General features: G+C 54.9%; 21 protein-coding genes. 14 read left to right on the top strand and 7 right to left on the bottom strand.

All coding sequences use genetic code 11. From position 1 onward, the window contains the following. Positions 1-12 precede the first annotated feature (12 nt). From MT343_RS01070 to MT343_RS01080, 3 genes are all read left to right on the top strand, one after another. Positions 13-486 (top strand): c-type cytochrome, encoded by a 474-nt coding sequence (locus MT343_RS01070; RefSeq protein ID WP_145466936.1) that lies wholly within the window; start codon positions 13-15, stop codon positions 484-486. Then, positions 476-1,015: a c-type cytochrome gene (locus tag MT343_RS01075; protein ID WP_243989444.1), complete on the top strand. Its 540-nt coding sequence runs from the start codon at positions 476-478 to the stop codon at positions 1,013-1,015. The genes MT343_RS01070 and MT343_RS01075 overlap by 11 nt, the downstream gene beginning before the upstream one ends. A 125-nt stretch (positions 1,016-1,140) precedes the next feature. Next, positions 1,141-2,181: a 1-aminocyclopropane-1-carboxylate deaminase/D-cysteine desulfhydrase gene (locus MT343_RS01080; protein WP_186435794.1), complete on the top strand. Its 1,041-nt coding sequence runs from the start codon at positions 1,141-1,143 to the stop codon at positions 2,179-2,181. Between the two features lie 92 nt (positions 2,182-2,273). Here MT343_RS01080 and MT343_RS01085 read toward each other — a convergent pair whose 3' ends face one another. From MT343_RS01085 to gshB, 7 genes are all read right to left on the bottom strand, one after another. Further along, the gene (locus MT343_RS01085) at positions 2,274-3,542 is read right to left on the bottom strand and encodes a dihydroorotase (RefSeq protein WP_145466929.1); all 1,269 of its coding nucleotides are present in this window, start codon (positions 3,540-3,542) and stop codon (positions 2,274-2,276) included. A 2-nt stretch (positions 3,543-3,544) separates the two neighbouring features. Further along, positions 3,545-4,588, bottom strand: coding sequence for an aspartate carbamoyltransferase catalytic subunit (locus MT343_RS01090; protein ID WP_145466927.1), 1,044 nt, complete (start codon positions 4,586-4,588; stop codon positions 3,545-3,547). A 38-nt stretch (positions 4,589-4,626) separates the two neighbouring features. Then, positions 4,627-5,121 (bottom strand): bifunctional pyr operon transcriptional regulator/uracil phosphoribosyltransferase PyrR, encoded by a 495-nt coding sequence (gene pyrR / locus MT343_RS01095; RefSeq protein ID WP_145466925.1) that lies wholly within the window; start codon positions 5,119-5,121, stop codon positions 4,627-4,629. A gap of 9 nt (positions 5,122-5,130) precedes the next feature. Continuing rightward, complete coding sequence (gene ruvX, locus MT343_RS01100) at positions 5,131-5,592, bottom strand: Holliday junction resolvase RuvX (protein WP_145466923.1); 462 nt, start codon at positions 5,590-5,592, stop codon at positions 5,131-5,133. Then, on the bottom strand, positions 5,592-6,149 hold the full coding sequence (locus MT343_RS01105) for a YqgE/AlgH family protein (RefSeq protein WP_145466921.1): 558 nt from the start codon (positions 6,147-6,149) through the stop codon (positions 5,592-5,594). The genes ruvX and MT343_RS01105 overlap by 1 nt, the downstream gene beginning before the upstream one ends. After that, on the bottom strand, positions 6,149-7,024 hold the full coding sequence (locus MT343_RS01110; RefSeq protein WP_145466919.1) for a TonB family protein: 876 nt from the start codon (positions 7,022-7,024) through the stop codon (positions 6,149-6,151). The genes MT343_RS01105 and MT343_RS01110 overlap by 1 nt, the downstream gene beginning before the upstream one ends. Before the next feature lie 164 nt (positions 7,025-7,188). Then, positions 7,189-8,139 carry a glutathione synthase gene (gshB, locus tag MT343_RS01115; protein WP_145466917.1) on the bottom strand — a complete coding sequence of 317 codons (951 nt, stop codon included), beginning with the start codon at positions 8,137-8,139 and terminating at the stop codon, positions 7,189-7,191. A 214-nt stretch (positions 8,140-8,353) separates the two neighbouring features. Here gshB and pilG point away from each other — a divergent pair, with 214 nt between their 5' ends. The 11 genes from pilG to MT343_RS01170 all read left to right on the top strand — a co-directional run bounded on the left by pilG (position 8,354) and on the right by MT343_RS01170 (position 23,474). Further along, positions 8,354-8,737, top strand: a complete 384-nt coding sequence (pilG, locus tag MT343_RS01120; protein ID WP_145466915.1) for a twitching motility response regulator PilG — start codon at positions 8,354-8,356, stop codon at positions 8,735-8,737. 38 nt (positions 8,738-8,775) lie between these two features. Then, positions 8,776-9,141, top strand: a complete 366-nt coding sequence (pilH, locus tag MT343_RS01125) for a twitching motility response regulator PilH (protein ID WP_145466913.1) — start codon at positions 8,776-8,778, stop codon at positions 9,139-9,141. A gap of 1 nt (position 9,142) precedes the next feature. Next, positions 9,143-9,667 (top strand): chemotaxis protein CheW, encoded by a 525-nt coding sequence (locus MT343_RS01130; RefSeq protein WP_145466911.1) that lies wholly within the window; start codon positions 9,143-9,145, stop codon positions 9,665-9,667. Positions 9,668-9,764: 97 nt separating this feature from the next. Continuing rightward, entirely contained in the window at positions 9,765-11,819 is a 2,055-nt protein-coding gene (locus tag MT343_RS01135; RefSeq protein ID WP_145466909.1) for a methyl-accepting chemotaxis protein, read from the top strand. Between the two features lie 26 nt (positions 11,820-11,845). Continuing rightward, a complete protein-coding gene (locus tag MT343_RS01140) occupies positions 11,846-12,736 on the top strand; it encodes a CheR family methyltransferase (RefSeq protein ID WP_145466907.1) in 891 nt (296 codons plus the stop codon). After that, positions 12,733-19,527: an Hpt domain-containing protein gene (locus MT343_RS01145; RefSeq protein ID WP_243989445.1), complete on the top strand. Its 6,795-nt coding sequence runs from the start codon at positions 12,733-12,735 to the stop codon at positions 19,525-19,527. Before MT343_RS01140 ends, MT343_RS01145 begins: the two co-directional genes overlap by 4 nt. Position 19,528: 1 nt before the next feature. After that, complete coding sequence (locus MT343_RS01150) at positions 19,529-20,569, top strand: chemotaxis protein CheB (RefSeq protein ID WP_145466903.1); 1,041 nt, start codon at positions 19,529-19,531, stop codon at positions 20,567-20,569. Next, positions 20,550-21,023 carry a chemotaxis protein CheW gene (locus MT343_RS01155; RefSeq protein ID WP_145466901.1) on the top strand — a complete coding sequence of 158 codons (474 nt, stop codon included), beginning with the start codon at positions 20,550-20,552 and terminating at the stop codon, positions 21,021-21,023. The genes MT343_RS01150 and MT343_RS01155 overlap by 20 nt, the downstream gene beginning before the upstream one ends. 57 nt (positions 21,024-21,080) lie before the next feature. Next, complete coding sequence (gene waaC / locus MT343_RS01160; protein WP_145466899.1) at positions 21,081-22,106, top strand: lipopolysaccharide heptosyltransferase I; 1,026 nt, start codon at positions 21,081-21,083, stop codon at positions 22,104-22,106. Then, positions 22,099-22,755, top strand: coding sequence for a putative nucleotide-diphospho-sugar transferase (locus MT343_RS01165; RefSeq protein WP_145466897.1), 657 nt, complete (start codon positions 22,099-22,101; stop codon positions 22,753-22,755). The genes waaC and MT343_RS01165 overlap by 8 nt, the downstream gene beginning before the upstream one ends. Positions 22,756-22,757: 2 nt before the next feature. Continuing rightward, the gene (locus MT343_RS01170) at positions 22,758-23,474 is read left to right on the top strand and encodes a polysaccharide deacetylase family protein (RefSeq protein ID WP_145466895.1); all 717 of its coding nucleotides are present in this window, start codon (positions 22,758-22,760) and stop codon (positions 23,472-23,474) included. Positions 23,475-23,484 lie beyond the last annotated feature (10 nt).

Genomic DNA, 23,484 nt, shown 5'->3' on the forward strand with positions numbered 1-23,484 from the left:
GCGGGAGCTGAGATGATGGTTCTGAAAAAATTCACCTTATCTCTGCTCTCGCTGGCAGCACTGGGAGCCGCGCTGGCGGCTCCGGTGTCTGCTGCCGGAGTAACTGAGAATAATGGCGAAGCGCTGTTTAACCAGCGTTGTGCGGCTTGTCACCAGCCGGGTGGTATTGGTACGCCGGGGCTGGCACCGCCACTGGTGAACAGCATGCTGTGGCCGGCACTGGCCGAACAGGCTCCGGCGTATTTCTGGGGCGTATTAAATAACGGTTTGTCCGGCACTATCGAAGTGGATGGCATCGGTTATTACGGCCTGGTGATGCCGGCGCAGGCGGATTTAACGGCGGCACAAATGAAAGCGCTGGCGGCCTATGTGCTGGGCGATCTTAACGGTCTGAATGCAGTGCTGGCTGATGAGGTGCTGGAGCACGCCCGCAACACGCCTCAGTCTCACAGCCAGCTGCGCGGAGTACGGAAAAATGCACAATAAACAAGACGGGAAAATGCACACAAAAATGGCTGCGGGCTGGTTGTTGCGCGGCAGTCTGCTGCTGGCATTGTCAGCAGCGTCGTGCGCTTATAGCCAGGCGGCTGATGATGTTGCGCAGATAAAGTCAGCTCCGGCCCCACAGGGTGAACTCAGCCCGCAGGCTAACTATGTGCTGCGTTGTCTGGGCTGTCATCGTCCGGATGGCGCAGGTTCTCCGGCGGGAGGTATTCCCGATTTTAATAATTACGTTGCCTCATTTGCCGAAACCGAACGCGGCCGTGAATATCTGATGCACGTACCCGGCGTGGTGGGGGCCAGTCTGAGTGATAATGAAATTGCCGAGGTGATGAATTACATCATGCAACGCTGGGGCGGGACTTCCCTGCGGGCAAATTTCCAGCCGTTCAGCGCGGAGGAAGTGGCCAGACTGAGACAAACGAACGTCGGCGATGTGGTGAAATATCGCCGTGTTGTGGTGGCGGAACTGCAGGCAATGGGATTGCCGGTCGCGGATTATCCCTGGCCTTAATTCCTGATCTTAATTCCTGATCTTAATTTTGGGCTTAATTTCAGAGCAGCAGCACCATTGGCATTGTAAGACCTGCGGAAGATTGCACCATCGTCTTACAATGCACTTTTGGCCGGAGTCTGCTGGTGTCTTTATCTCCTTTATTCAAAGCTTATCCTGCGCTGCAGAAGCTCATTCCGCTGGCGGATATTCCCGGCCAGCAGATTCCGACACCTGTTACCCATAGCTTCGATACGCCGCAACTCTGGCTTAAGCACGATGATTTAACCAATGCGGTTTATGGCGGTAATAAAAGCCGCAAGCTGGCGTTTATTTTCGGCAAAATGCAGGCAGAAGGAAAAACCCGCCTGCTGACCTTTGGCGGCACCGGCACCAATCACGGTGTGGCCTGCGCCGTGCACAGTAAAGCGCTGGGTTTTGATTGTGAGATTCTTCTGTTCGATCAGCCGCAGAGTCCGTCCGTCAGAAAAAACCTGCAGGTGATGCAGCGCTATGGTGCGACGCTGCGTTATTGCGGCAGCCTGCTGAATACCGTACTGCGTTTTTATACTCTGCAGATCCGTGACCGGTTATTACGCCGCAAACAGACCGAATATTTATTTGCCGGAGGCTCGTCGCTGCAGGGCGTGATTGCTTTTATTGATGCTGCGTTTGAATTACGTGAGCAGATTGAACGGGGCGAATGCCCAGTGCCGGAAACCATTATTTGCCCCGTGGGCTCCAGTGCGACCTTAGCCGGTCTGACGTTGGGCGTGGCACTTGCCGGTCTGCCGTCGCGGGTTGTTGGTGTGCGCGTGGCACCTGCGTATCTTGGTCCTTTTCCTGCCTGTACCGTGGCGACGGTGAAACAATTAATGCAGCAGACACACAATTATTTGCTGCGCTTACAGGGCGGAATTCCGCTATTAAAGATTCCGCAACCGGTACTGCTCGACCAGTATTATGGTGAAGGTTACGGCGTTGCCTCAGCGGCCGGTAATCAGGCTGAGCAATGGTTCCGTAATCAGCGCTGGGCCGATGGTTTAACCGTGCAGTCTGAATGCACCTACACCGCTAAAGCGCTGGCGGCCTTACGCGATGAGCTGGCAACGGCCAATGGCCCGGTGCTGTACTTGCATACGCTTAATTCGGTGCAGGGGATTTATCGTGGACCGGATGCCGTCTAATGCATGCGAACCCGCATAGCGATCATTCACCACACATAAAAAAGCCGCAGAATCTGCGGCTTTTTTATGGCTCAGTGCTTGGTATTTAGCTTTCAGCCAAACACTTTACGACCATCAATAAACACGGCGTTAACCGCGCCTTTTAAGGTCTTGCCGGCCACCGGGCTGTTGCGTCCCTTGGACAGCAGTGTCGAGCGGCGGAAGCTTTGCTCAGCATCCGGATTAATCAGCACCGCATTAAACCAGTTACCTTCGCTCAGTGACTGATTCTGGCCCAGAACCTGTGCCGGTAAGGCGCTGGTGGCGCGGATAAAGGCCGATAATTCCAGCTCACCGCGTTCCACCAGTTGCAGTGCCAGCGGCAGGAAACCATCAAAAATACTCATGCCCGGTTCGGCATCGGCAAAAGGTGCTTTCTTGGCGGCCACTTCGTGCGGACGGTGGTTGGAGCTGATGGCCAGTTCGCCGGCGTTAACGGCGGCGAGCAGGGCCTGACGGTCGCTTTCACTGCGCAGCGGTGGCTGCACATTGAACTGGCTGTTGTAGCCGGTGACGGCTTCGTCGGTATAAATCAGGTTGGCCAGCGGGGTGTCGGCACTGACGCGGATGCCCTGCTCACGTGCCTGTGCCAGCATACGCACACTGCGCGCACAGCTGATCTGGCTGATATGCGCGCGTACACCTGTCTGCTCAACCAGTAACAGCATCTGCGCCAGGGCGATGGTTTCGGCGGTTTGCGGAATACCGGTCAGGCCCAGACGGGTAGCGGTCGGACCTTCGTGCATACAGCCGCCGTCCGACAGCGCGGCGTCATCGGGATTAAGGAATACCGGAATATCGTAAGTGGCGGCGTATTCCATTACCCGGCGCAGTACATAACTGTCTTTGAACGGCGCGCGGGCGTTGCTCAGTGCCACACAACCGGCTTCGCGCAGGCTGAACATTGAGGCCAGCTGCTCACCGGCCAGCCCCTGAGTCAGTGCGCCCAGCGGCAGTACTTTGGCAAAGCCGGCTTTAGCGGCTTTTTCCTGAATTAACTGAATCACTGCCGGGCTGTCGGCCACCGGTTTGGTGTCCGGTAAGGCGCAGATATGGGTAAAGCCACTGGCGCAGGCGGCGCGGGTTTCGCTGGCGATGGAGCCTTTATGGGTAAAGCCCGGTTCGGCCAGGTGAGCGCCAAGATCGATCAGGCCAGGCACCAGCAGCAGGCCGCTGGCGTCGATGCTGTGCTCAATACCGCCGCTCGCAGGCTTGTGGCCAATGGCGTGGATACGTCCTTCGGCGACGTAAACATCGGTAACCTGATCGAGATTCTGTGACGGATCGATCAGGCGGGCGTTTTCAATATGCAGGTATCTCATGCTTATGCCTCCTCCTGACCGGGTTCGTTGTTATGCACATCGCTCTGTTCGCTGTTTTGTTCGGCGAGTTCGTTACGCTCCTGCTGCTGACCACTCATGGCCATCGCCATGACGGCCATACGCACGGCGATACCGTAGCTGACTTGATTGAGGATCACCGATTGCGGGCCGTCGGCAACGTTGGATTCAATCTCGACGCCGCGGTTAATCGGCCCCGGATGCATCACGATGGCATCGGGTTTGGCGTAGGTCAGCTTCTCTTCGGTCAGGCCGTAAAGCTTGAAGAATTCGCCTTCGCTCGGCAGCAGGGCGTTTTGCATACGTTCTTTCTGCAGGCGCAGCATGATGATCACATCGCAGTCTTTCAGGCCGTCTTCCATGCGGTAGTAAGCCTTACAGCCCAGCGCTTCGATATCGCGCGGCAGCAGGGTGCCGGGGCCGATCACGCGGATTTCGGCGGCACCTAAGGTACGCAGCGCATGAATCTGTGAACGGGCAACACGGGAATGCAGGATATCGCCGACGATGGCGACGATTTTCCCTTCGATAGAACCCTGATGGCGGCGGATGGTGAGCATATCCAGCATCGCCTGGGTCGGATGCGCGTGGCGGCCGTCGCCGGCGTTGATGATGGCAACGTTGGGCGTGACGTGTTCGGCAATAAAGTGGGCGGCACCGGAATCGGCATGGCGCACGACGAACATATCGGAATACATGGCCTCGAGGTTCCACAGCGTATCCATCAGGGTTTCGCCCTTGGCGGTCGCGGATTTGGCGATATCGAGGTTAAGAATATCGGCCGACAGGCGCTTGGCCGCCAGCTCGAAGGTGGAACGGGTACGGGTACTGTTCTCGAAGAACAGGTTGACCACGGTCTTGCCGCGCAGCAGCGGGACTTTTTTCACGTCCCGCTCCTGAGTGCTGATAAAAGAATCGGCGGTGTCGAGAATCTCGGTCAGGAGTTCACGGCTCAGGCCCTCGGTGGTGAGGAAGTGCTTCAGACGCCCGTCGGCGGTCAGCTGCACCTGGCTTGGGTCAGTGGTCATTGTTGCTACTCACAATATGTTGGTCAGTCAGGTGGTGATCAGGACAGGGTCAGCTGCAGTGGCTGCGGGCCACTTAACTTAACCAGCTGGCCTTCTTCCAGTTCCAGCCGGACACCGCACAGGTCTGGCTGGATAGGGAGTTCGCGGCGGCCGATATCCAGCAAACAGACCAGGCTGATGCTGGCCGGACGGCCATAATCGAACAGCTCGTTCATGGCGGCGCGGATGGTGCGGCCGCTCATCACGACGTCGTCGATCAGAATAATGTGGCGGTCTTCGATGCTGTCCGGCAGCTCGGAGCCCATGACCTGCGGGTGCAGGCCGTGACGGGTGAAATCGTCACGGTAGAAGCTGATGTCGAGGGTACTGACGCCGTCTTCGGTCTGCAGTTGTTGTTGCAGGCGTTCGGCAATCCATACGCCACCGGTACGGATACCGACCAGCAGCGGTTGTTCAATATTGTTCTGTTGCAGATAAGCCGCCAGACGCTGGCCCAGCTCGGTGCAGGTTTGTTCGATATCAGGCAGATGCATAGGTGTCCTTTATTCAGGCGGCGTGTCGGTTAATGGCCAGGCCGCCATCCAGCTTTCGAGAATTAATTGTGCGGCAATACCGTCGACAGAGTTGGCGCCAAAATCGCGGCTGCCACCCTGGGCGATTACCATGCCTTTGGCTTCGTAACTGCTCAGGCGCTCGTCGTGGGTAAACGACGGGCGGTGAAAACGGCCTTCGAGACGACCGGCAAACTTCTTCGCGCGGCGGCTCATATCGCTGGCTGTGCCATCCATATTCAGCGGCAGACCAACGACAAAGGCATCGGGCTGCCACTCATCAATAATGCGCTGCAGTACATCCCAGTCGGGTACGCCGTCGCGCGCTTTAACCGGATTCAGTGGGCGGGCGGTGGCGGTAATGCGCTGGCCGGTGGCGATGCCGATACGCTGGGTGCCGAAATCAAAAGCCAGCAGGGTTTTAACCCGCGCCGACGGTGCCGGGCTGCTCATCAGGCATGCCCCGCATCGGAACTCAGAAATTCGGCACTGACGCCAAGCTGGCTGAGCGCGGCCTGATACAGCTCGTCGTGGGGCACTTCAAACAACAGATGTTCGGTGGCTTCAATGGTGAGCCAGGAGTTGGCCAGTATTTCTTCGTCGAGCTGCTGCGCATCCCAACCGGCGTAACCCAGAGTCAGGCGGTAATCCTGTGGGCCGGAACCGGCGGCGATGGCCTTGAGAATATCTTTTGACGAGGTCAGGTGTGCCTGTTCGGTGACGTTCAGCGTCGCCCCCCAGTTGCCCTGCTGACGGTGCAATATAAAGCCATGTTCCTGGCTGACCGGGCCGCCGGCGTAAATCTCCGGATCGATACCGGCCAGGCGGGTGATTTCCAGCTGTTCGCAGATCTCGTGAAAGGTAACCGGCAGCGGTTTGTTCAGCACTATGCCCATAGCGCCGTCGGCGTTGTGTTCACACAGATAGGTGACAGTGCCGGCAAACCAGGAGTCTTCCAGTTGCGGCATGGCAATCAACAGATGGTTTTTCAGGCTGTTAAGCTGTTGCATTAATTGGCGTCCGATACGTAGCGGTTACCTTTAAATCGCAAGGTACGGATAATTTCCAGAATATCGGTCTGCTTGCGCATTTCTTCGGTAAAAGGAGCGAAAGGGGCAGACAGGCGCACGATGCGCAGCGCGGCATCATCGAGCACTTTTTTACCGGACGATTCAAGAATGCGCAGCTCGTTGATGGTGCCGTTGGCGTTGATGGCAACCAGAAAGCGCAGGCGGCAGTTGTCAAAACAGTTTTCCAGCTCCCGCGGGTAATTCAGAGCGCCCATCTGTTCAATTTTTCGCCGCAGATTATCCACGTAATAGGCTTCACTGGTCTTCATGGTAGATGCGGCGGTCAGGCGCTGAATACGTGGTTTTTTAGCATAAGCCTGCCGTTCAGAGTCGAGCTTGGCTTCAAGGCTGGCCATTTCCAGGCTGCGTTCCAGTAAGGTTTTTTCCGGACCGTCGGGCTTATCAGTCTGCACGCTGAAGCGCTCCTGCCTGCTGGGCGCTCTATTGCGGCTGCTGCCGCTGGTGGTCACCAGCTGGCGATCACCCTGTACCTGACGCGGCGCGCTGGCCTGTTGTTCCTGCGGTGAGGTTTCGTTGATTTCGTTGGCGTGGAAGGTGGCTTCGACATCGGTGGTCAGCATGCGCGCTTCATCTAAGGTGCCGCTGCCTTCCTGATTTTCCTGAGCGAGAAAATCGGCCTGTTCCGGCGCTTTGTCGCTTTTGTAGGTCGCCAGGGTGACTTCCAGCGTCTTGGACAGGTTATCGCGGTCGCTGGCGGTGAAGCTGATGCCGAGAATAAGAACGGCATGGATCAGCAGAGCCAGAAACAGGGCGAAGGACAAGCGATCGGAGCTGGTCACGGCGGTGGCTGACATGCGTGCGGAAGTACCTGTTTAAAGTCCGGAAAACGGGTGCAAGTCTGCGCTTTCAGGGCGGATTTGTCCATATTCGGACTGAGTGGCCGCCGCCCCGTGGTTTCCGGTGCGGCGGCTGTTGCCAGTGCTGCTGGCGGGCGTGTTGCCCTGTTGGTCTTTCAGCTTTATTGCGTAAGCTTAGCCAGCAGGCAGTCAATCAGCAGACCGGCTACGTCGATACCGGAATCACGGCTGATTTCACGCACGCAGGTCGGGCTGGTGACGTTAATTTCCGTCAGGTTGTTGCCGATGATGTCGAGGCCAACAAAATACAGCCCTTTTTCTTTCAGGACAGGTCCGACTTTTTCGGCAATGGCGCGGTTTTCATCACTCAGAGGCTGGGTAACGCCCTGGCCACCGGCGGCTAGGTTGCCGCGGGTTTCGCCCTGCGCCGGAATGCGCGCCAGGCAAAAAGGCACAGGCTCGCCATCAATCATCAGGATACGTTTGTCGCCGGCGGTGATTTCCGGGATAAAACGCTGCGCCATGATTTGCTGGCTGCCATGGTTGGTCAGGGTCTCAATGATGACGCTGACGTTCGGGTCGTCGGCGCGCAGCCGGAATATAGAGGAGCCGCCCATACCATCGAGAGGTTTGAAGATGACGTCGCCATGCTCTTTGTGGAAAGCCTTCAGCAGATCGGCGCGGCGGGTAACGATGGTTGGGCTCATCAGTTCCGGGAATGCCGTGGCGAATACCTTCTCATTACAGTCGCGCAGGCTCTGTGGCTTATTGGCAACCAGAACGCCTTCCTGTTCGGCACGCTCAAGGATGTAGGTGCTGTAGATAAACTCGCTGTCGAACGGTGGATCTTTGCGCATCAGAATGATGTTCAGCTCAGCCAGCGGCTGCTCGCTGTAGTCACCCAGATCGAACCAGTGATCCGGATTCATGGCGACTTTTAACGGCGCCATGCGCCCCATGGCTTTGCCGTTCTGGATCGACAGGTCGCTCTGCTCCATATAAAAGAGTTCACAGCCACGTTCCTGAGCGGCGTGCAGCAGGGCCAGCGAGGTGTCCTTTTTAAAGGCGATGTCGGCGATGGGGTCCATCACCACACCCAGTTTAATGCTCATATAAAGGCTCCGTAAGATCAGGTGCTCAACGATGGCGCCAGTGTAACCTATGCATTGTCCCGGCGGCGTAACTTAATTGTGTGACGCAGCGCAGCGCGCCGGCCTAGCCTTTGTTGCATAATCTGTGATACAAACGTGCGCAATGGCGTCTCCTGCGATTGTTGAACACAACCGCTCACTAAAACATAAGAAATGGATGGTTAAAGGCCTCCCTATGGACGATAACTTTCAGAATATTAAAGTCATGGTCATCGACGACAGTAAAACCATTCGTCGTACGGCTGAGACTTTGCTTAAAAAGGTCGGCTGCGAAGTCATTACCGCCACAGACGGTTTTGATGCGCTGGCCAAGATTGCCGATACTCACCCGGATATCATCTTTGTCGATATCATGATGCCGCGTCTGGATGGTTATCAGACCTGCGCCCTGATCAAAAATAACTCCAAATTCAAATCGACACCGGTAATCATGTTGTCCAGTAAAGACGGTTTGTTCGATAAAGCTAAAGGGCGCATTGTTGGATCTGATGAATATTTGACCAAGCCTTTCAGTAAGGAAGAGCTGTTGGGTTCAATTCGTCAGTACGTAAAATCCTGAGCCAGCGACAGCTGAAAGAGTTTTAAGAGGTAACAGGCATGGCCCGTATTTTGGTAGTAGATGATTCTCCGACAGAAACTGAAGCGTTCCGCTCCATGCTGGAGAAAAATGGTCACGAAGTTCTGACCGCAGAAAACGGTGCTGATGGTGTGGCACTGGCGCGCAAGGAAAAGCCGGATGTAGTGCTGATGGATATCGTGATGCCGGGCCTTAATGGTTTTCAGGCAACGCGTCAGCTGACCAAAGATCCGGAAACTCAGCATATTCCGGTGATTATTGTCACCACCAAGGATCAGGAAACTGACCGTGTATGGGGTAAGCGTCAGGGCGCCAGTGGTTATCTGGTTAAGCCGGTTGCAGAAGCAACCCTGCTGTCCGAGATTGCTTCCGTAATGGCTGGCTGATATGCATCCGTACGCGCAGCTGCTGGACATCGCCGAACGTAGCCGACGCAACGCGTCGGCTTTGCCGCAACAGGTGGAAGCGGTTTCTTACTGGCGTGGCGTAGGCTTTATGCTTGCCGGTCAGACCTTTGCTGCAGACATGATTGATGTCGCGGAAATTCTGCAGCCGCCACGTCTGACCAAAGTGCCGGGTGTGCGCAGCTGGGTTCTGGGTGTGGCCAATGTGCGTGGGCGCATGGTGCCGGTTATGGATCTGGCGGGCCTTCTGGGTCTGCCATCCAAAGCCAACTGGCGTAGTCGCCGGGTTCTGGTCGTCGAACAGGACGACCACCTGACAGGCCTGTTGGTGGATGCTGTGTTGGGGATGCAGCAATTTGCAGTCGATCGCCGGGTGGATGTTTCCGAACTTGATCCGGCTTTCAGAAAATTTGTAGAACATGGTTTCGAGCGGGATGGGCGCGAGTGGCCGGTATTTCAGTTGCGTGAGCTGATCCGGGCGCCGGAGTTCCTGCAGATTGCGGTATAACAATGCCCGCGCAGCGGGTATGGTTAGGTAATCTGATCGAATCTGCCATCAGGCAGATAATAATTAAAATACATGCAGTGAGTGTGGAGAGAACGGCATGAGCGGAAATACAGGAAGCGTCTTGTCGACGGTCTTCAGAAACCGAATTAACGGTGTTCTGGCGGGTCTGTTGTTCGTGTTTCTGGCGGTGTTTATCGGTATTACGGTGTACGTAAACCTTTTGGCAAACCAGGATGAGCAATACATTGATCACGCCGGTGAGCTGCGCGTACTGTCGCAGGAACTGGCAAAGAACGCGGTAGAAGCCGCGGGTGGTAAACGGGAAGCATTCGGTCAGTTGAAAATTGCCCGTGATAACTTCGCGACCCGCTGGGGTTACCTGACCAAGGGTGATTCTGCTAACGGCCTGCCGCCAGCAGAAGTTGCTACCATGACCAACGTAGAAGGCGTTTGGAATAAGGTTCAGGGTAACGCTGACCAGATTATCCGTGCTCAGGATATTATTCTCTCCCTCCACGAAGTTGCCGCGACGCTGGCAGAAACCATTCCGCAGCTGCAGGTGGAATACGACGAGATTGTAGAAATCCTGCTGGATAACGGTGCGCCGGCCGATCAGGTTGCGGTAGCACAGCGTCAGTCCTGGCTGGCAGAGCGTATCGTACGCTCCGTTAACAAAGTACTGGCCGGTGGTGAAGATGCGGTAATGGCGGCGGACGCCTTTGGCCGTGACGCCTCGCTGTTTGGCCGCGTACTGAACGGTATGATTCAGGGCAACGTGGCCATGAACATCTCTCAGGTAAAAGATGAAGAAGCAATTTACGCATTGGCGGAAGTTGCTGAACTGTTTGAATTCGTATCCGGCTCCGTTGACGAGATTCTGGAAACCTCTCCTGAACTGTTCCAGGTGCGTGAAGCATCGGACTCTATCTTTAACGACTCCCGTACGCTGCTGGAGCAGACATCCAAGCTGACCGAAACCATTCAGGCGGGTGCCGGTGAGCGGGGAAATTTCCAGATCGTTGGTTATGTTTCTGCGATGCTGGCGCTGGTTATGATGGTGGCGTTTGGCGTGGTGTCTTACCGCGAAACCCGTCGTGACCTGGATGCAACGGCGAATAAGAACGAACAGAACCAGATGGCGATTCTGCGTCTGCTGGACGAAATTGCTGACCTTGCAGACGGTGACTTAACCGCTTCTGCGACGGTAACCGAAGACTTTACCGGTGCGATTGCTGACTCCATCAACTACGCGATCGACCAGATGCGCTCTCTGGTATCGGCGATTAACGAAACAGCGGTACAGGTATCTTCCGCGGCCCAGGAAACTCAGGCCACGGCGATGCACCTGGCGGAAGCTTCTGAACACCAGGCGCAGGAAATTGCCGGTGCTTCTGCGGCGATCAACGAGATGGCGGTGTCCATTGACCAGGTATCTGCCAACGCCTCGGAATCATCTGCTGTTGCGGAGCGGTCGGTAGCGATCGCCAACAAAGGTGCGGAAGTGGTACAGGCAACCATTAACGGCATGGATAACATCCGTGAACAGATTCAGGAAACCTCCAAGCGTATTAAACGTCTGGGTGAATCCTCACAGGAGATTGGTGACATCATCTCCCTGATTACCGATATTGCTGACCAGACCAACATTCTGTCCCTGAACGCTGCGATTCAGGCATCCATGGCCGGTGACGCCGGCCGGGGCTTCGCGGTGGTTGCGGACGAGGTACAGCGTCTGGCAGAACGTTCAGCCGCTGCGACCAAGCAGATTGAAGCACTGGTTAAAACGATTCAGAACGATACCAACGAGGCGGTAATCTCGATGGAAACCACCACCTCCGAGGTGGTGCGCGGTGCACGCCTGGCGCAGGACGCGGGTGTGGCACTGGAAGAAATTGAAAACGTATCTAAAAACCTTGCGGAACTGATTCAGAACATTTCCAACGCAGCCCGTCAGCAGGCATCGTCTGCGGGTCATATTTCCAACACGATGAACGTTATTCAGGAAATTACTTCGCAGACTTCTGCGGGTACTACTGCAACCGCGAAGTCGATTGGTAATCTGGCGGAAATGGCCAACAAGCTGCGTGAATCCGTAGCCGGCTTCAAGCTGCCGGAAGCAGAGCTGGACCTTCATCAACGACAGGTGCTGTAACCTGACAGATGGTTGGATGACTTTTAATGAACCATCAGTTACGTACAGGTTTGAGCACCGTTCCGGAAATGGACGACGCTCAGTTCGTTCGCTGGCAGAGTCTGCTGGAAGAGCGCACCGGGATGTGCCTGGCGCCACAACGCCGCTCGTTTCTGCAGACCAGTCTTGGTCTGCGGATGCGCGAAGTCGGCTGTGACAACTATCAGGAATACTACGAGCGCATCGTTAATGGTGCCTCGGGTGCGATTGAATGGAGCACGCTGGTCGACCGTCTGACCGTTCAGGAAACCCGCTTCTTCCGTGATCCCGATGCTTTTGCTTTTGTTGAGCAATTTGTGCAGCAAAAAGCAGCAGAAGCTGGCAGCGATGACACGCTGGAATTCTGGAGTGTCGGTTGCTCTTCCGGCGAAGAAGCCTACAGCCTGGCCATGGTGGCAGAGCGTTATCTGACTCCACAGGGTAAACGTTATGCCGTCACCGGCACTGATATATCCACCATCGTATTACGTAAAGCCCGTGCCGGCCGTTATCAGCCACGTGCCCTCGATTGGGTCGCGGATGAATACCGCCAGCTGGGGTTCAGGGATCTGCAGCCGGGCAGCCCGGTGCAGGTATCCGACACGCTGCGTCAGCGCTGTTGTTTCAGTCAGGTTAATATCCTGAATCTGGCCAACTGCCCGCTGCAGTCTCAGCATGTTATTTATTGCCAGAATGTACTGATTTATTTCCGTCGCTGGCGTCGCCGTGAAATTCTTAATGTCCTCGCCGAGCGTCTCGCTCCCGGTGGCATATTAGTGATTGGTCTTGGGGAAATGGTGGACTGGCAGCATCCGTTACTGGAACAGGTTCATAGCAGCCGGGTATCCGCGTTTGTGCGTAAGCAATCGAATTCGACAGGGGAGACCACAAGGCGATGAGCCAGGACTACATCGCCCTGGAATGGGTAAAAGGGGAAATCGAAGAGACTCTGCAACAGGCCCAGCAGGCGCTGGAAGCTTATGTGGAGAATCCCCAGGACAAAAGCCGGCTGAAATTCTGCCTGAGTTACCTGCATCAGATTCACGGTACTCTGCAGATGGTCGAATTCTATGGTGCCGCTCTGCTGGCTGAAGAGATGGAGGCTATCGCGTCAGCGCTGGCCGACTCTGCGCTGGGCAATGAGCGCGACGGTCTCGAAGTGCTGATGCAGGCCATTATTCAGCTGCCGCATTACCTTGAGCACGTCAAAGTCGGTCGCCGCGATCTGCCGGTGGTACTGCTGCCAATTCTTAACGAACTGCGTTCAGCGCGGGGCGAAAGCTTCCTGTCTGAAACGGCTCTGTTCGCCCCGAACATTCAGCAGAATGCTGCACTGACCGACGCTCAGGCGGCGACTTATGCCAGTGATGATTTCCGTAACTGGGCACGCAAAATCCGTCAGATGCTGCAGACTGCCACCCTGCAGTTGCTGCAGAACAAACAGCCGGATGTCGCCAAACAATACCTGAACAAAGCCTTCGCCCGACTGCACAAAGCGCTGGGTAAAACGCCACAGGGTCTGGTGTGGTTGCCGGCGCTGGCATTCAGCGAATGGCTGCTCAAGCAGCAGCATTTGCCAAACAGTGCCAAACAACTGCTGCGTCAGCTGGATCATTTGCTGAAAACCGCCATTGAAGAAGGCGCGGCGGCCATTAATCAGCCGCCATCGGATGAGCTGCTGAAGAACCTGCTGTTTTATGTCGCCCGTACAGATGTCAGTGGTGAAGCTATCCGTCAGGCACAGGAACAGTTTGGTCTGCGTCAGGCGCTGCCGACAGAAGCAGAAATCCAGCAGGAACGTGATGCGTTATCCGGCCCCGACCGCGATACCGTCGGTCATGTGCTGGGCGCACTGGTGGAAGAAATTGCGGCTATTAAAGATCGTCTTGATCTGCTGGTACGCAGTGACGATGACCGTAAAGATTCTCTGGCAGCGATTGCGCCAAACCTGAAACAGGTTGCCGATACCATGGGGATGCTCGGTCTGGGCATGCCGCGTAAGGTGATGCAGGAACAGCAGAGTCTGGTTGCCCGTCTGCTGGACAGTGGTGATATTGATGACAGTCATCTGCTCGATATGGCCGGAGCCTTGCTGTATATCGAAGCCACCCTCAGTGGTATGCAGCGTGAGGGCGACCTGAATGCCCATGCCGGTGAAAGCACCCTGTCTGATGCTCAGAAGGCTGTGCTGCGCGAAGCGCGTAATGTGCTGGAGCAGGTAAAAGACGCCATCGTTGAATACATCGCCAAACAATGGTCGGTTGACGAGCTGCAGGATGTTCCGGGCCTGCTGCACACCATTGAAGGTTCGCTGAACATGATCCCGCTGCCACGGGTGGCAGGTATCCTGTCGCGTGCTGCCGCTTTTGTGCAAACGCAGCTCATTGATGAACGTCTGAAGCCACAATGGTCGGTGCTGGATATTCTGGCCGACGTCCTGAGTGGTGTTGAATACTTTATTGAACGTTACTCTGAGAACCCGCGCAGTGCCGGTGCTGAGTTGCTGGATAAAGCTGAAGTCTCACTGCAGGATTTACCGGCGACAGAATCATTGAACGACTCGCTCGATGATATTTCCTTTGAAGGGGATGAAAACCTGCCGGAAGTAGATGTCACTTCTTTTGGCGAAGCGCTTGCTATTGATGACGACGAAGATGCAGAGATTGTTCATGCAGAACCCGAACTGCATCAGGCTGTACAGCTGGAAGAAGCCGATCTTGATCTGAGCGCCGACGATGTTGGCCCTGATGCCGTCGATATTGAATTACCAGAGCCTGAGGCTGACCGCGACGATAATGTGGTCAGCCTGAATAGTGTGGCTGGTGAGGATATCAGTTTCGATTTTGACGAGCTGCAGGCAGAAGATGATACGGCTGATTTGCATGAGCTGGTCGATCACCTGCGTGAAGAGCAGGCTGCAGAAGAACAGAGTGCTGCAGAGGCCGATGTTACAGCTGCAGAGTTCGACAGTGGTACAGAGGTTGTCTCTGAAGCAGAAGTTGTTACTGCAAGCGCTACTGCAGCGGCGGATGACGATGACGACGACCTGATCGACGATGAGATTATCGAAATCTTCCTCGAAGAAGCTGAGGAGGTGACCGAAACCCTGAATGAATTCTGGCCACAACTGGTATCAGATCCCGCCGATAAGGAAGCGCTGACCACTGTGCGTCGTGCGTTCCATACTCTGAAAGGCAGTGGCCGTATGGTCAGAGCCGAATTTATCGGTGAGCTGGCCTGGTCCATTGAGAACATGTTTAACCGTGTACTCGACAACACCATTGAGATTGATGCCAACCTGATTGCACTGGTTGACCATGTAATCACCCAGCTGCCATTGCTGATTGATGATTTCCGCCAGAAGCGTCCTGCATCCATCCCGACACAACCCCTGATGGATTACGCCACCGCTCTGGCCGCTGGTGAGAGTGTTGCTGCCTTTTCGCAGACACTGCAGCCGCAAGGCGGAGAAGAGCCGCTGCTGGCCGTTGCCGATACTCAGACCGTCGCCGAGACGGAAGACAGCAGTGATGAAGATGAAGACGACGCTCTGCTGGAAGTGTTTGAAGGCGAAGCACGCTCGCATCTGGTGACGCTGGATGAGTTTGTTCAGGAGTCACGTACAGAAGACTTTATCAACGCCCTCAGCGATCAGCTGCAGCGTGCGCTGCATACGTTAAAAGGCAGTGCGCATATGGCCGGTATTACCGCCATCGCCAATGTGGCTTCGCCACTGGAACGCCTTGTTAAAGAACTGCGTGCCTACCAGATTAACAACAGTGCAGAAGTCGTCGGGCTGATTGCCACAGGTTCGGCGCTGATCGCCTCAGCACTGGAAACCCGCGAGCTGCTGCTGGCCGAACATATTGAGGGTGCCGACGCTTATGTTGAGCGTCTGCAGCAACTGGAAAAACAGCTGCTGGAACCACTGCGTGTTGAGCATTCTTCCCGTCGGGGGCCGAATCCACAGGCGATTGCCCAGTTCCTGGCGCAGGGCATGGATTCACTGCTGGATGCCGACCGCCTGCTGAACCGCTGGCATAAAGATCATGATGACAGCGTACTGACTGCGCTGGGGCAGGATCTGCAGGAAGTTGCTGGCGGTGCTGCCGAAGCGGAAGTTCCACATATTCAGGCGCTTGCTGATGCACTGAATAATCTCTACCTGCGCATTCAGAATGAGCAGGCTGAGCCAACCGAAGATTTACTGGCACTGGCAGCTGAAGCTCATGAAGCCGTGCTGGCTATGATGGATTGCCTGGCGGCTGGTCAGGAAACCCAGAGTCCGGATGAGTTGCTGATGCGCATCCGCAACTGGCAATTTCCGCTGCCGGAAGTCGCCGACGATGATCTGCCGGTACTGCAGCTGGATGACATCGTTGCCGATGAAACAGCTACCGATATCACCGACGCTGATGACACCGACAGTACAGACCTGACGATTGATATCGACGAAGACGACATTACTCTGGCCGATATTGCTGGTGATGTTTTGGATGCCGGTGATGTTTTGGATGCCGGTGATGTTTTGGATGCCGGCGACGATACGGATGCCGGAGTTGAAGACGTTGCCGGTTCTGCCTTCGACCTGAGTGATGAAATCGACGAAGAGCTGCTGTCTGCTTTGCCAGAAGAACAGGACCTGCAGGATGAAGATTTGCCACGTGCGGAATCTGAATTGCAGCCTGCTGTCCCTCCTGTTGTTCAGCCAACAGCACAGACCGAAACTCGCAACGAAATGGAAATGCTGCCGCTGCCGGCGGTAGAAGATGGTGACGAAGATGAAATTCTGGAGATTTTCCTCGAAGAAGCGCAGGAAATCACCGAATCCGTCGAAACCGCTATCCAGCGCTGGCGCCAGCATCCGGATAACTTACTGCATGTTGCCCAGCTGCAGCGTGAACTGCACACCCTGAAAGGTGGCGCACGTATGGCTGAGTTGTCGGAAGTTGCTGACCTTTGCCATGAGCTGGAAACGCTGTACGAAAATATTAATGACGGCCGTCTGGCGGTTCAGGTGCAGATTTTCGATCTGCTGGACCGTGCCCATGATGAGCTGGGAAGCCAGCTGGATGCTGTGCGCGAAGGCGTACGCCCGCAGGCTGCAGATGAAATGATTGTGGCTATTCGCCAGTATCTGAAAGGTGAAGCCTATGGCGAGTTGCCGGAAGAGCTGGATGAGTTGACAGCTGAAGAAAATGACGCTGATGAATTAAGCGTACAGCCTCCTGTGCCGGTGGTGCAGTCGGAAACGTTGGATGAGTCAGACCGTGAAATTCTGGAGATCTTCCTCGAAGAAGCTCACGAGCTGCAGGAGTCTCTGGATCGTGCGCTGCACAGCTGGGAACAGGAACCGGCCAACACCGAAGGTGCCGAAGAAGCCCAGCGGGTGTTGCACACCCTGAAAGGCGGTGCGCGTTTGGCCGGTCTGACTGAGATCGGCGATCTGGCGCACAACTTTGAAGCCAATATTCTGAAAGCTCAGCAGGGGCAGATTGATCGCTCGCCAGCGTTCTTCCAGGCAGCTTATCAGCGTCAGGATGAGCTGATTAATAAGATTGATGCGGTCGAAGCCATGCTGGCCTCGGATGGTCTGGTGGTGTTGGGTGAAAAATCCCTGGTTATTGAACCGCTGACGATTGATGCCGAGCCTGACAGCAGCGCTGACGCTGAGATTCAGCCGCAGGAAAGTGCAGCTGAAGAGACTCTTACTGAAGTAGCCCCGATTGAAAACACGGCTCCGGCAGCCGTCGATCCGGCTTCGAATGTTGTGCCATTGCGCCGTGCAGCGCCGGAAGCACCAAAACAGGATAAAGCCGCCGCTCAGCAGGCTGCGCGTAAGGCACCGCAGGAGCTGGTGAAAGTATCTGCCGATCTGCTCGATAACCTGGTTAACCTTGCCGGTGAAACCTCCATCGGCCGTGGTCGTCTGGAACAGCAGGTTACCGACTTCTCCCATACCCTCGAAGAGATGGATATGACGCTGGATCGTCTGCGCGATCAGCTGCGTCGTCTGGATATGGAAACCGAGGCGCAGGTGATTTTCCGTCAGGAACGTCAGGGCCCGGATTACGAAGATTTCGATCCGCTGGAGATGGACCGTTATTCAGCTATGCAGCAGCTGTCGCGTGCGCTGGTGGAATCGGCTTCGGATTTGCTCGACCTGAAAGAGACGCTGAGTCACAAAACCCGCGATGCAGAAACCCTGTTGCTGCAGCAGAGCCGGGTTAACACGGAACTGCAGGAAGGTCTGATGAAGACCCGCATGGTACCGTTCCAGCGTCTGGTTCCGCGTCTGCGCCGTATTGTGCGTCAGGTCAGTCTGGAGCTGGACAAACAGGTCGAACTGCGCGTTCACAACGCTGACGGTGAGATGGACCGTACCATCCTCGAACGTATGATTTCGCCGCTGGAGCACATGGTGCGTAACGCGGTTGACCATGGTATCGAGAACCCGGCGCAGCGTGCTGCTGCCGGTAAACCGGATGTCGGTAATATCGAACTGGACATCAGCCGCGATGGCGGCGACGTGGTTCTGACCATGAGCGATGATGGCCGTGGGGTGAATCTCGAGGCGGTTAAACGCAAAGCGATCGAACGCGGACTGATGGATCCGGATGCTCACCTTTCCGATCAGGAAATTATGCAGTTTATTCTGCAAGCTGGTTTCTCTACCGCCGAAGCGGTGACCCAGATTTCCGGTCGTGGTGTGGGGATGGACGTTGTATCCAGCGAAATCAAACAGATGGGCGGCAGCGTTGAGATTCAGTCGGAAGCCGGAGCCGGTACCCGCTTTATTATCCGTCTGCCGTTCACTGTGTCGGTTAACCGTGCGCTGATGGTACGGGTTGGTGACGACCTGTACGCGGTACCGCTGAATAACATTCAGGGTATCGTACGGGCGCCGGTGGCGCAGTTGCAGTCACTGTACGAGCAGCCGCAGGCCGAACGCAAATATCACTATGCCGGTACCGACTATCGTATCGAATACCTGGGCGTGATGCTGGAAAACGAAGCGCAGCCAAAATTCAGTGCTCAGCATATGCCGTTGCCGGTACTGCTGATCCGCGGCGCGATACCTTTTGCTCTGCAGGTGGATTCGCTGCTCGGCTCACGTGAGATCGTGGTAAAAACCCTCGGTCCGCAGTTTGCCAGCGTAATGGGCGTATCCGGCGGTACCATTCTGGGTGATGGTAGCGTGGTTATCATTCTTGATCTGCCGGCGATGATCCGTACTCAGGCGAGCCTGGAATATCAGCAGGCGAAACTGCTCGACAGCCAGGCGGCCGAGCGTCGTCACGAACTGGAAAACCGCTTGCCGCGTATTCTGGTAGTGGATGACTCGGTGACGGTACGTAAGGTAACGACCCGTCTGCTGGAGCGTAATGGTATGGAAGTATTCACAGCAAAAGACGGTGTGGATGCGATGGCGACGCTGCAGGATCACAAACCGGATCTGATGCTGCTCGATATTGAAATGCCACGTATGGATGGTTTCGAGGTTGCCTCGCTGGTGCGCCACGATTCCCGTCTGAAAGATATTCCGATCATTATGATCACCTCGCGTACCGGTGATAAACACCGTGAGCGGGCGATGTCGATTGGTGTGAACGAATATCTGGGTAAACCTTTCCAGGAAGACTTGCTGCTCGGCACTATGAACCGTCTGCTGGGGCGCGAGGAACACTGACATGGCCTTGCCCAGGGTAGGCATCCTGGCCGACGACCGGCTGCAGCAACACCTGCTCAAATCCGCTTTGATTCATTTCGGGTTTGATGTGGTGATTAACACTGATCCGCAGCGTTTTGTGCTGCTGGATCACAGTGAGCTGCAACTGGACGCCTGGCTGGTGGATCTCCGTCAGGAAGACGACGAAGAAAATATGCAGTGGCTCGAACAGCTGCTGGATGGCGATGTGCCGGTCTTGCTGGGCCTGGAAAAAGCGCCGCAAAAAACCTGCACCACGTATCCGAAATGGGAAAAACGCCTGTACGGCAAGATGCGTGAAATCATCAAAGTGACGCCGGTGGTGGCTGAAGATGTTTCCGTGCTGGATCGTCTGAACACACCAACAACGTCCCCCCGTATTCCGCTCCCCGGTGTGTTTGCCAATCAGGATTTTACCGGCAAAGCCGCGGCTCAGGTCTGGGTGCTGGGTGCGTCATTAGGCGGGCCGGGAGCGGTCAAAGATTTTCTTGACGCCTTACCCGGTGGTTTACCAGTGGCGTTTATTTACGCTCAGCATATCGATCCGCGCTTTGAAGAATCACTGTGCAAGACCATTGGTCGTCATGCGCAGTATCAGTTGAAAAACTTTGTTGCCGGTGAAGTGCTGAACTGCGGTGAAGTGCTGGTGGCGCCCATCAGCGATGAATTCCGTTTTGACAGTAACGGGCTGCCACACAGTCTGGAACGCGCCTGGCCTGGCCCTTATGGACCATCCATTGATCAGGTGATTCTGAATGTGAACGAATACTTTGGCCAGCGGGCCGGGTATATTTTGTTCAGCGGCATGGGCAATGATGGCTCTGAAGCGGTAATGAGCCTGAATGACAGTAAAGTGCCGGTATGGGCGCAGGCACCGCAGAGCTGCGCTAATGCCTCTATGCCGGAAAGTGCGATTGAAACCAATCGCGTTAACTATATCGGCGACCCTTATCAGCTGGCACTGCAGCTGGTGAATTGCGTTAAACACAGCTGGATAAATATTCATGAGCCAATCCATCACTAAAACCAATACACCGGATCAGGTCGATTGCCTGTTGATTCCGCTGAAGGATAAAAACCTGCTGCTGCCTAACGTTTCGGTGGCGGAAATTATTCCTTTTTCCCATCTGTTAACTACAGCTTCCAGTGTTGACTGGATTCTTGGCCGTATCGACTGGCGTGGTACTCCGGTGCCGGTGTTATGTTATGAAATGCTTAACCGCCAGGCTGCTCCGGCTCCCAACCCCAATGCCCGCTTTGCCATCGTGAATGGTGTGGGTGCCCACCCGCAGATGCCTTTTTATGCGGTGCTGGTTCAGGGGATTCCAAGTCTGGTGCATATCCGCGAAAGCGAAATTCAGGAAGTAGAAGCCATGCATATGGGGGACTATGACCAGAGTGCAGTCAGCATTGGCCAGGATGCTGCCATGATTCCTAATCTGGAGCTGGTTGAACAGGCACTGTTACGGCATATCTGACACAGACAGTCATCATGCCTTTATTTTCGTAGCAGTTGCTTACGAATGCGCGGATCTATGAAACGAATTCTTATTATTAAGATGTCTGCTTTGGGGGATATCTTACATACGCTGCCGGCTGTAACCGACGCCTTAAAAGCCAATCCTGATATCTGTTTTGACTGGCTGTGTGAACAGCCCTTTATGGATGTTGCCCGTTTGCATCCGGCTGTCAGGCAGGTTATCGGACATCCGCGCTTACGCTGGAAAAAAAATCGCTGGTCGATGCAAACGCTGCGCGAGCAGTTGTCGTTTTATAAAGCGCTGCGGCACGAAAAATACGATCTGGTGATTGATGCCCAGGGCCGTATTAAATCGGCACGGGTCGGCTGGCTCAGCGGCAGTCCGGTGGTCGGACTCGACAAAGATTCAGCTACGGACTCTGAAACACGCTTATTTTACCGCCAAGGGTACAACGTACCACGCGATATGAATGCTGTGGAGCGGGTGCGTAAATTGTTCGCACAGGCGTTGGGCTACCAGTACCAGGGGGAACCTGATTTCGGTATTCAGGGTCACAGGCTGGATAATGCTTTTCCTGAATATACCGGTGCCTGGATTTGTTTTCATGGAACGACCTGGGCGTCCAAGCACTGGCCTGAAGCTAACTGGATTGACCTTCTGGCTCAGGCAAAACAGGAACAGCAAATGGTGTTGCTCCCCTGGGGGAGTGAACAGGAAAGACAAAGGGCGGAACGGCTGACCACGGAGGCGCAGTGGGGTGTGGTGCTGCCGAAACTGTCGCTGTGGCAGTTATCCGGAATTATCAGTCGCTGCGCTGCTGCTGTTGGTGTTGATACCGGCCTGATGCATATTGCGGCTGCCTGTGGTGTGCCTACCGTTTCAGTATTCGGCAGCACCAGTATTGCCTTAACGGCTGCCCATGGTGAGCGGGTGATTAATCTGGCGTCTTCGTATTCATGCTCTCCCTGTCTGAAAAAAGTATGTCCCCTGAATGAAGAATCACCGCCCTGTTATGCAGAATTAAATGCGACCAGAGTCAGGGACACAGTAAGAGAACTGTCAGGTAAATATTGTGAATAAACTGCTCGTGTGTGGTTTCTATACCGAGAGCTATCGTGACGACATTGAGCGTCTGGAAATATCTCTGAAACGTTTTTCGATGGACTATCAGTTCACTCCGGTTGAGCCACAAAGCTGCTGGGAAGCAACCACAGGTCTAAAGCCCAAGGTGCTGCGCCAGTGTTTACTGGATAACCCTGAACGCGATGTTCTGTACATCGATGCCGATGCATTTGTGCGGCGCGAAATTACCGGCTTTGATGACTTTGACGGTGATATTGGTATTCACTTTAATGAGCAGGGTGGTAAGCGTGCGTCACACAGTATCCGCACCGGGACGATTTTTCTGCGTAATACTCCGGCTACGCTGGAGTTTCTTGATCAGTGGATTGCCAAACAGGCACTGAATGAACACTACTGTGATCAGGACAGTTTTCAGCTGGCCTACGACGAGCCCCACACCGCGACCTTCTTTAACCTGCCGGTTGAGTACGTAAAAATTTTCGACAAGGATAATGTGAAATCCTATATCGAACATTTTCAGGCCAGTCGCCGCAATGAAGACAATAAAGCGATCAGCCGTAAACGGCAGAAAAAAGTCCGCAATCTGATTCTGCTGCTGGTGAATTTTGCGCTTTATGCTCTGTTTTATTGTCTGGGGGGACTGTAGTGATGGCGGCAAACAGAAAACTGGCCATCCTGATGTACCACCAGGTGGGTGATTTCAGAAACATAAAAACGCTGAAGGCAAACTATTGCCACTATAAGCGTTTTGCCCGACAGATGCTGATGCTGAAACTGACCGGGCAGCATGTTATTCCAATGAGTGAAGCGCCCCGTTTTCTGAGTGGTGAGGGGGAATACCCTGAGCGCTGTGTCGCCATTACCTTTGATGATGGCTACGAGAATTTTTATCAGTATGCCTACCCGGTTCTGAAAAAATACCAGCTTCCTGCCATGGTTTATATCGTATCCGGTGAGCTGTCCGGGCGATCGGAATGGCTGAAAGAGGATGGCCATCAGCCGCAGCCGTTAATGAGTCGTGAACAGATACGTGAGGTGCATGCCAATGGGATTGAAATCGGCAGCCACAGTGTCACCCACCCAAGACTGGCTCAACTGGATGCAGATGTTTGCCTGCAGGAATTACAGCAGAGCAAACAGGATCTTGAAGAGCTTCTTGGTGACACGGTTGATCATATCTGTTACCCCTATGGCAGTTTCAGCGAAGAGGTCGGACAGCAGGCAGCCAAAGCCGGATATTGTGTTGGCACTACCACGGTGAAAGGTCTGGCACTGCCTGATCAGAATCTCCTCAGCTTACCGCGCAAAGCGGTGTCGTTTAATGATGGTCTACTGAAAACCTGGAAAAATATTCACAGATTATGAACTCTGATTC

Source organism: Venatorbacter sp. C2-1, assembly GCF_022832715.1.
Classification (GTDB): Bacteria; Pseudomonadota; Gammaproteobacteria; order Pseudomonadales; family Oceanobacteraceae; genus Venatoribacter; species Venatoribacter alkanivorans.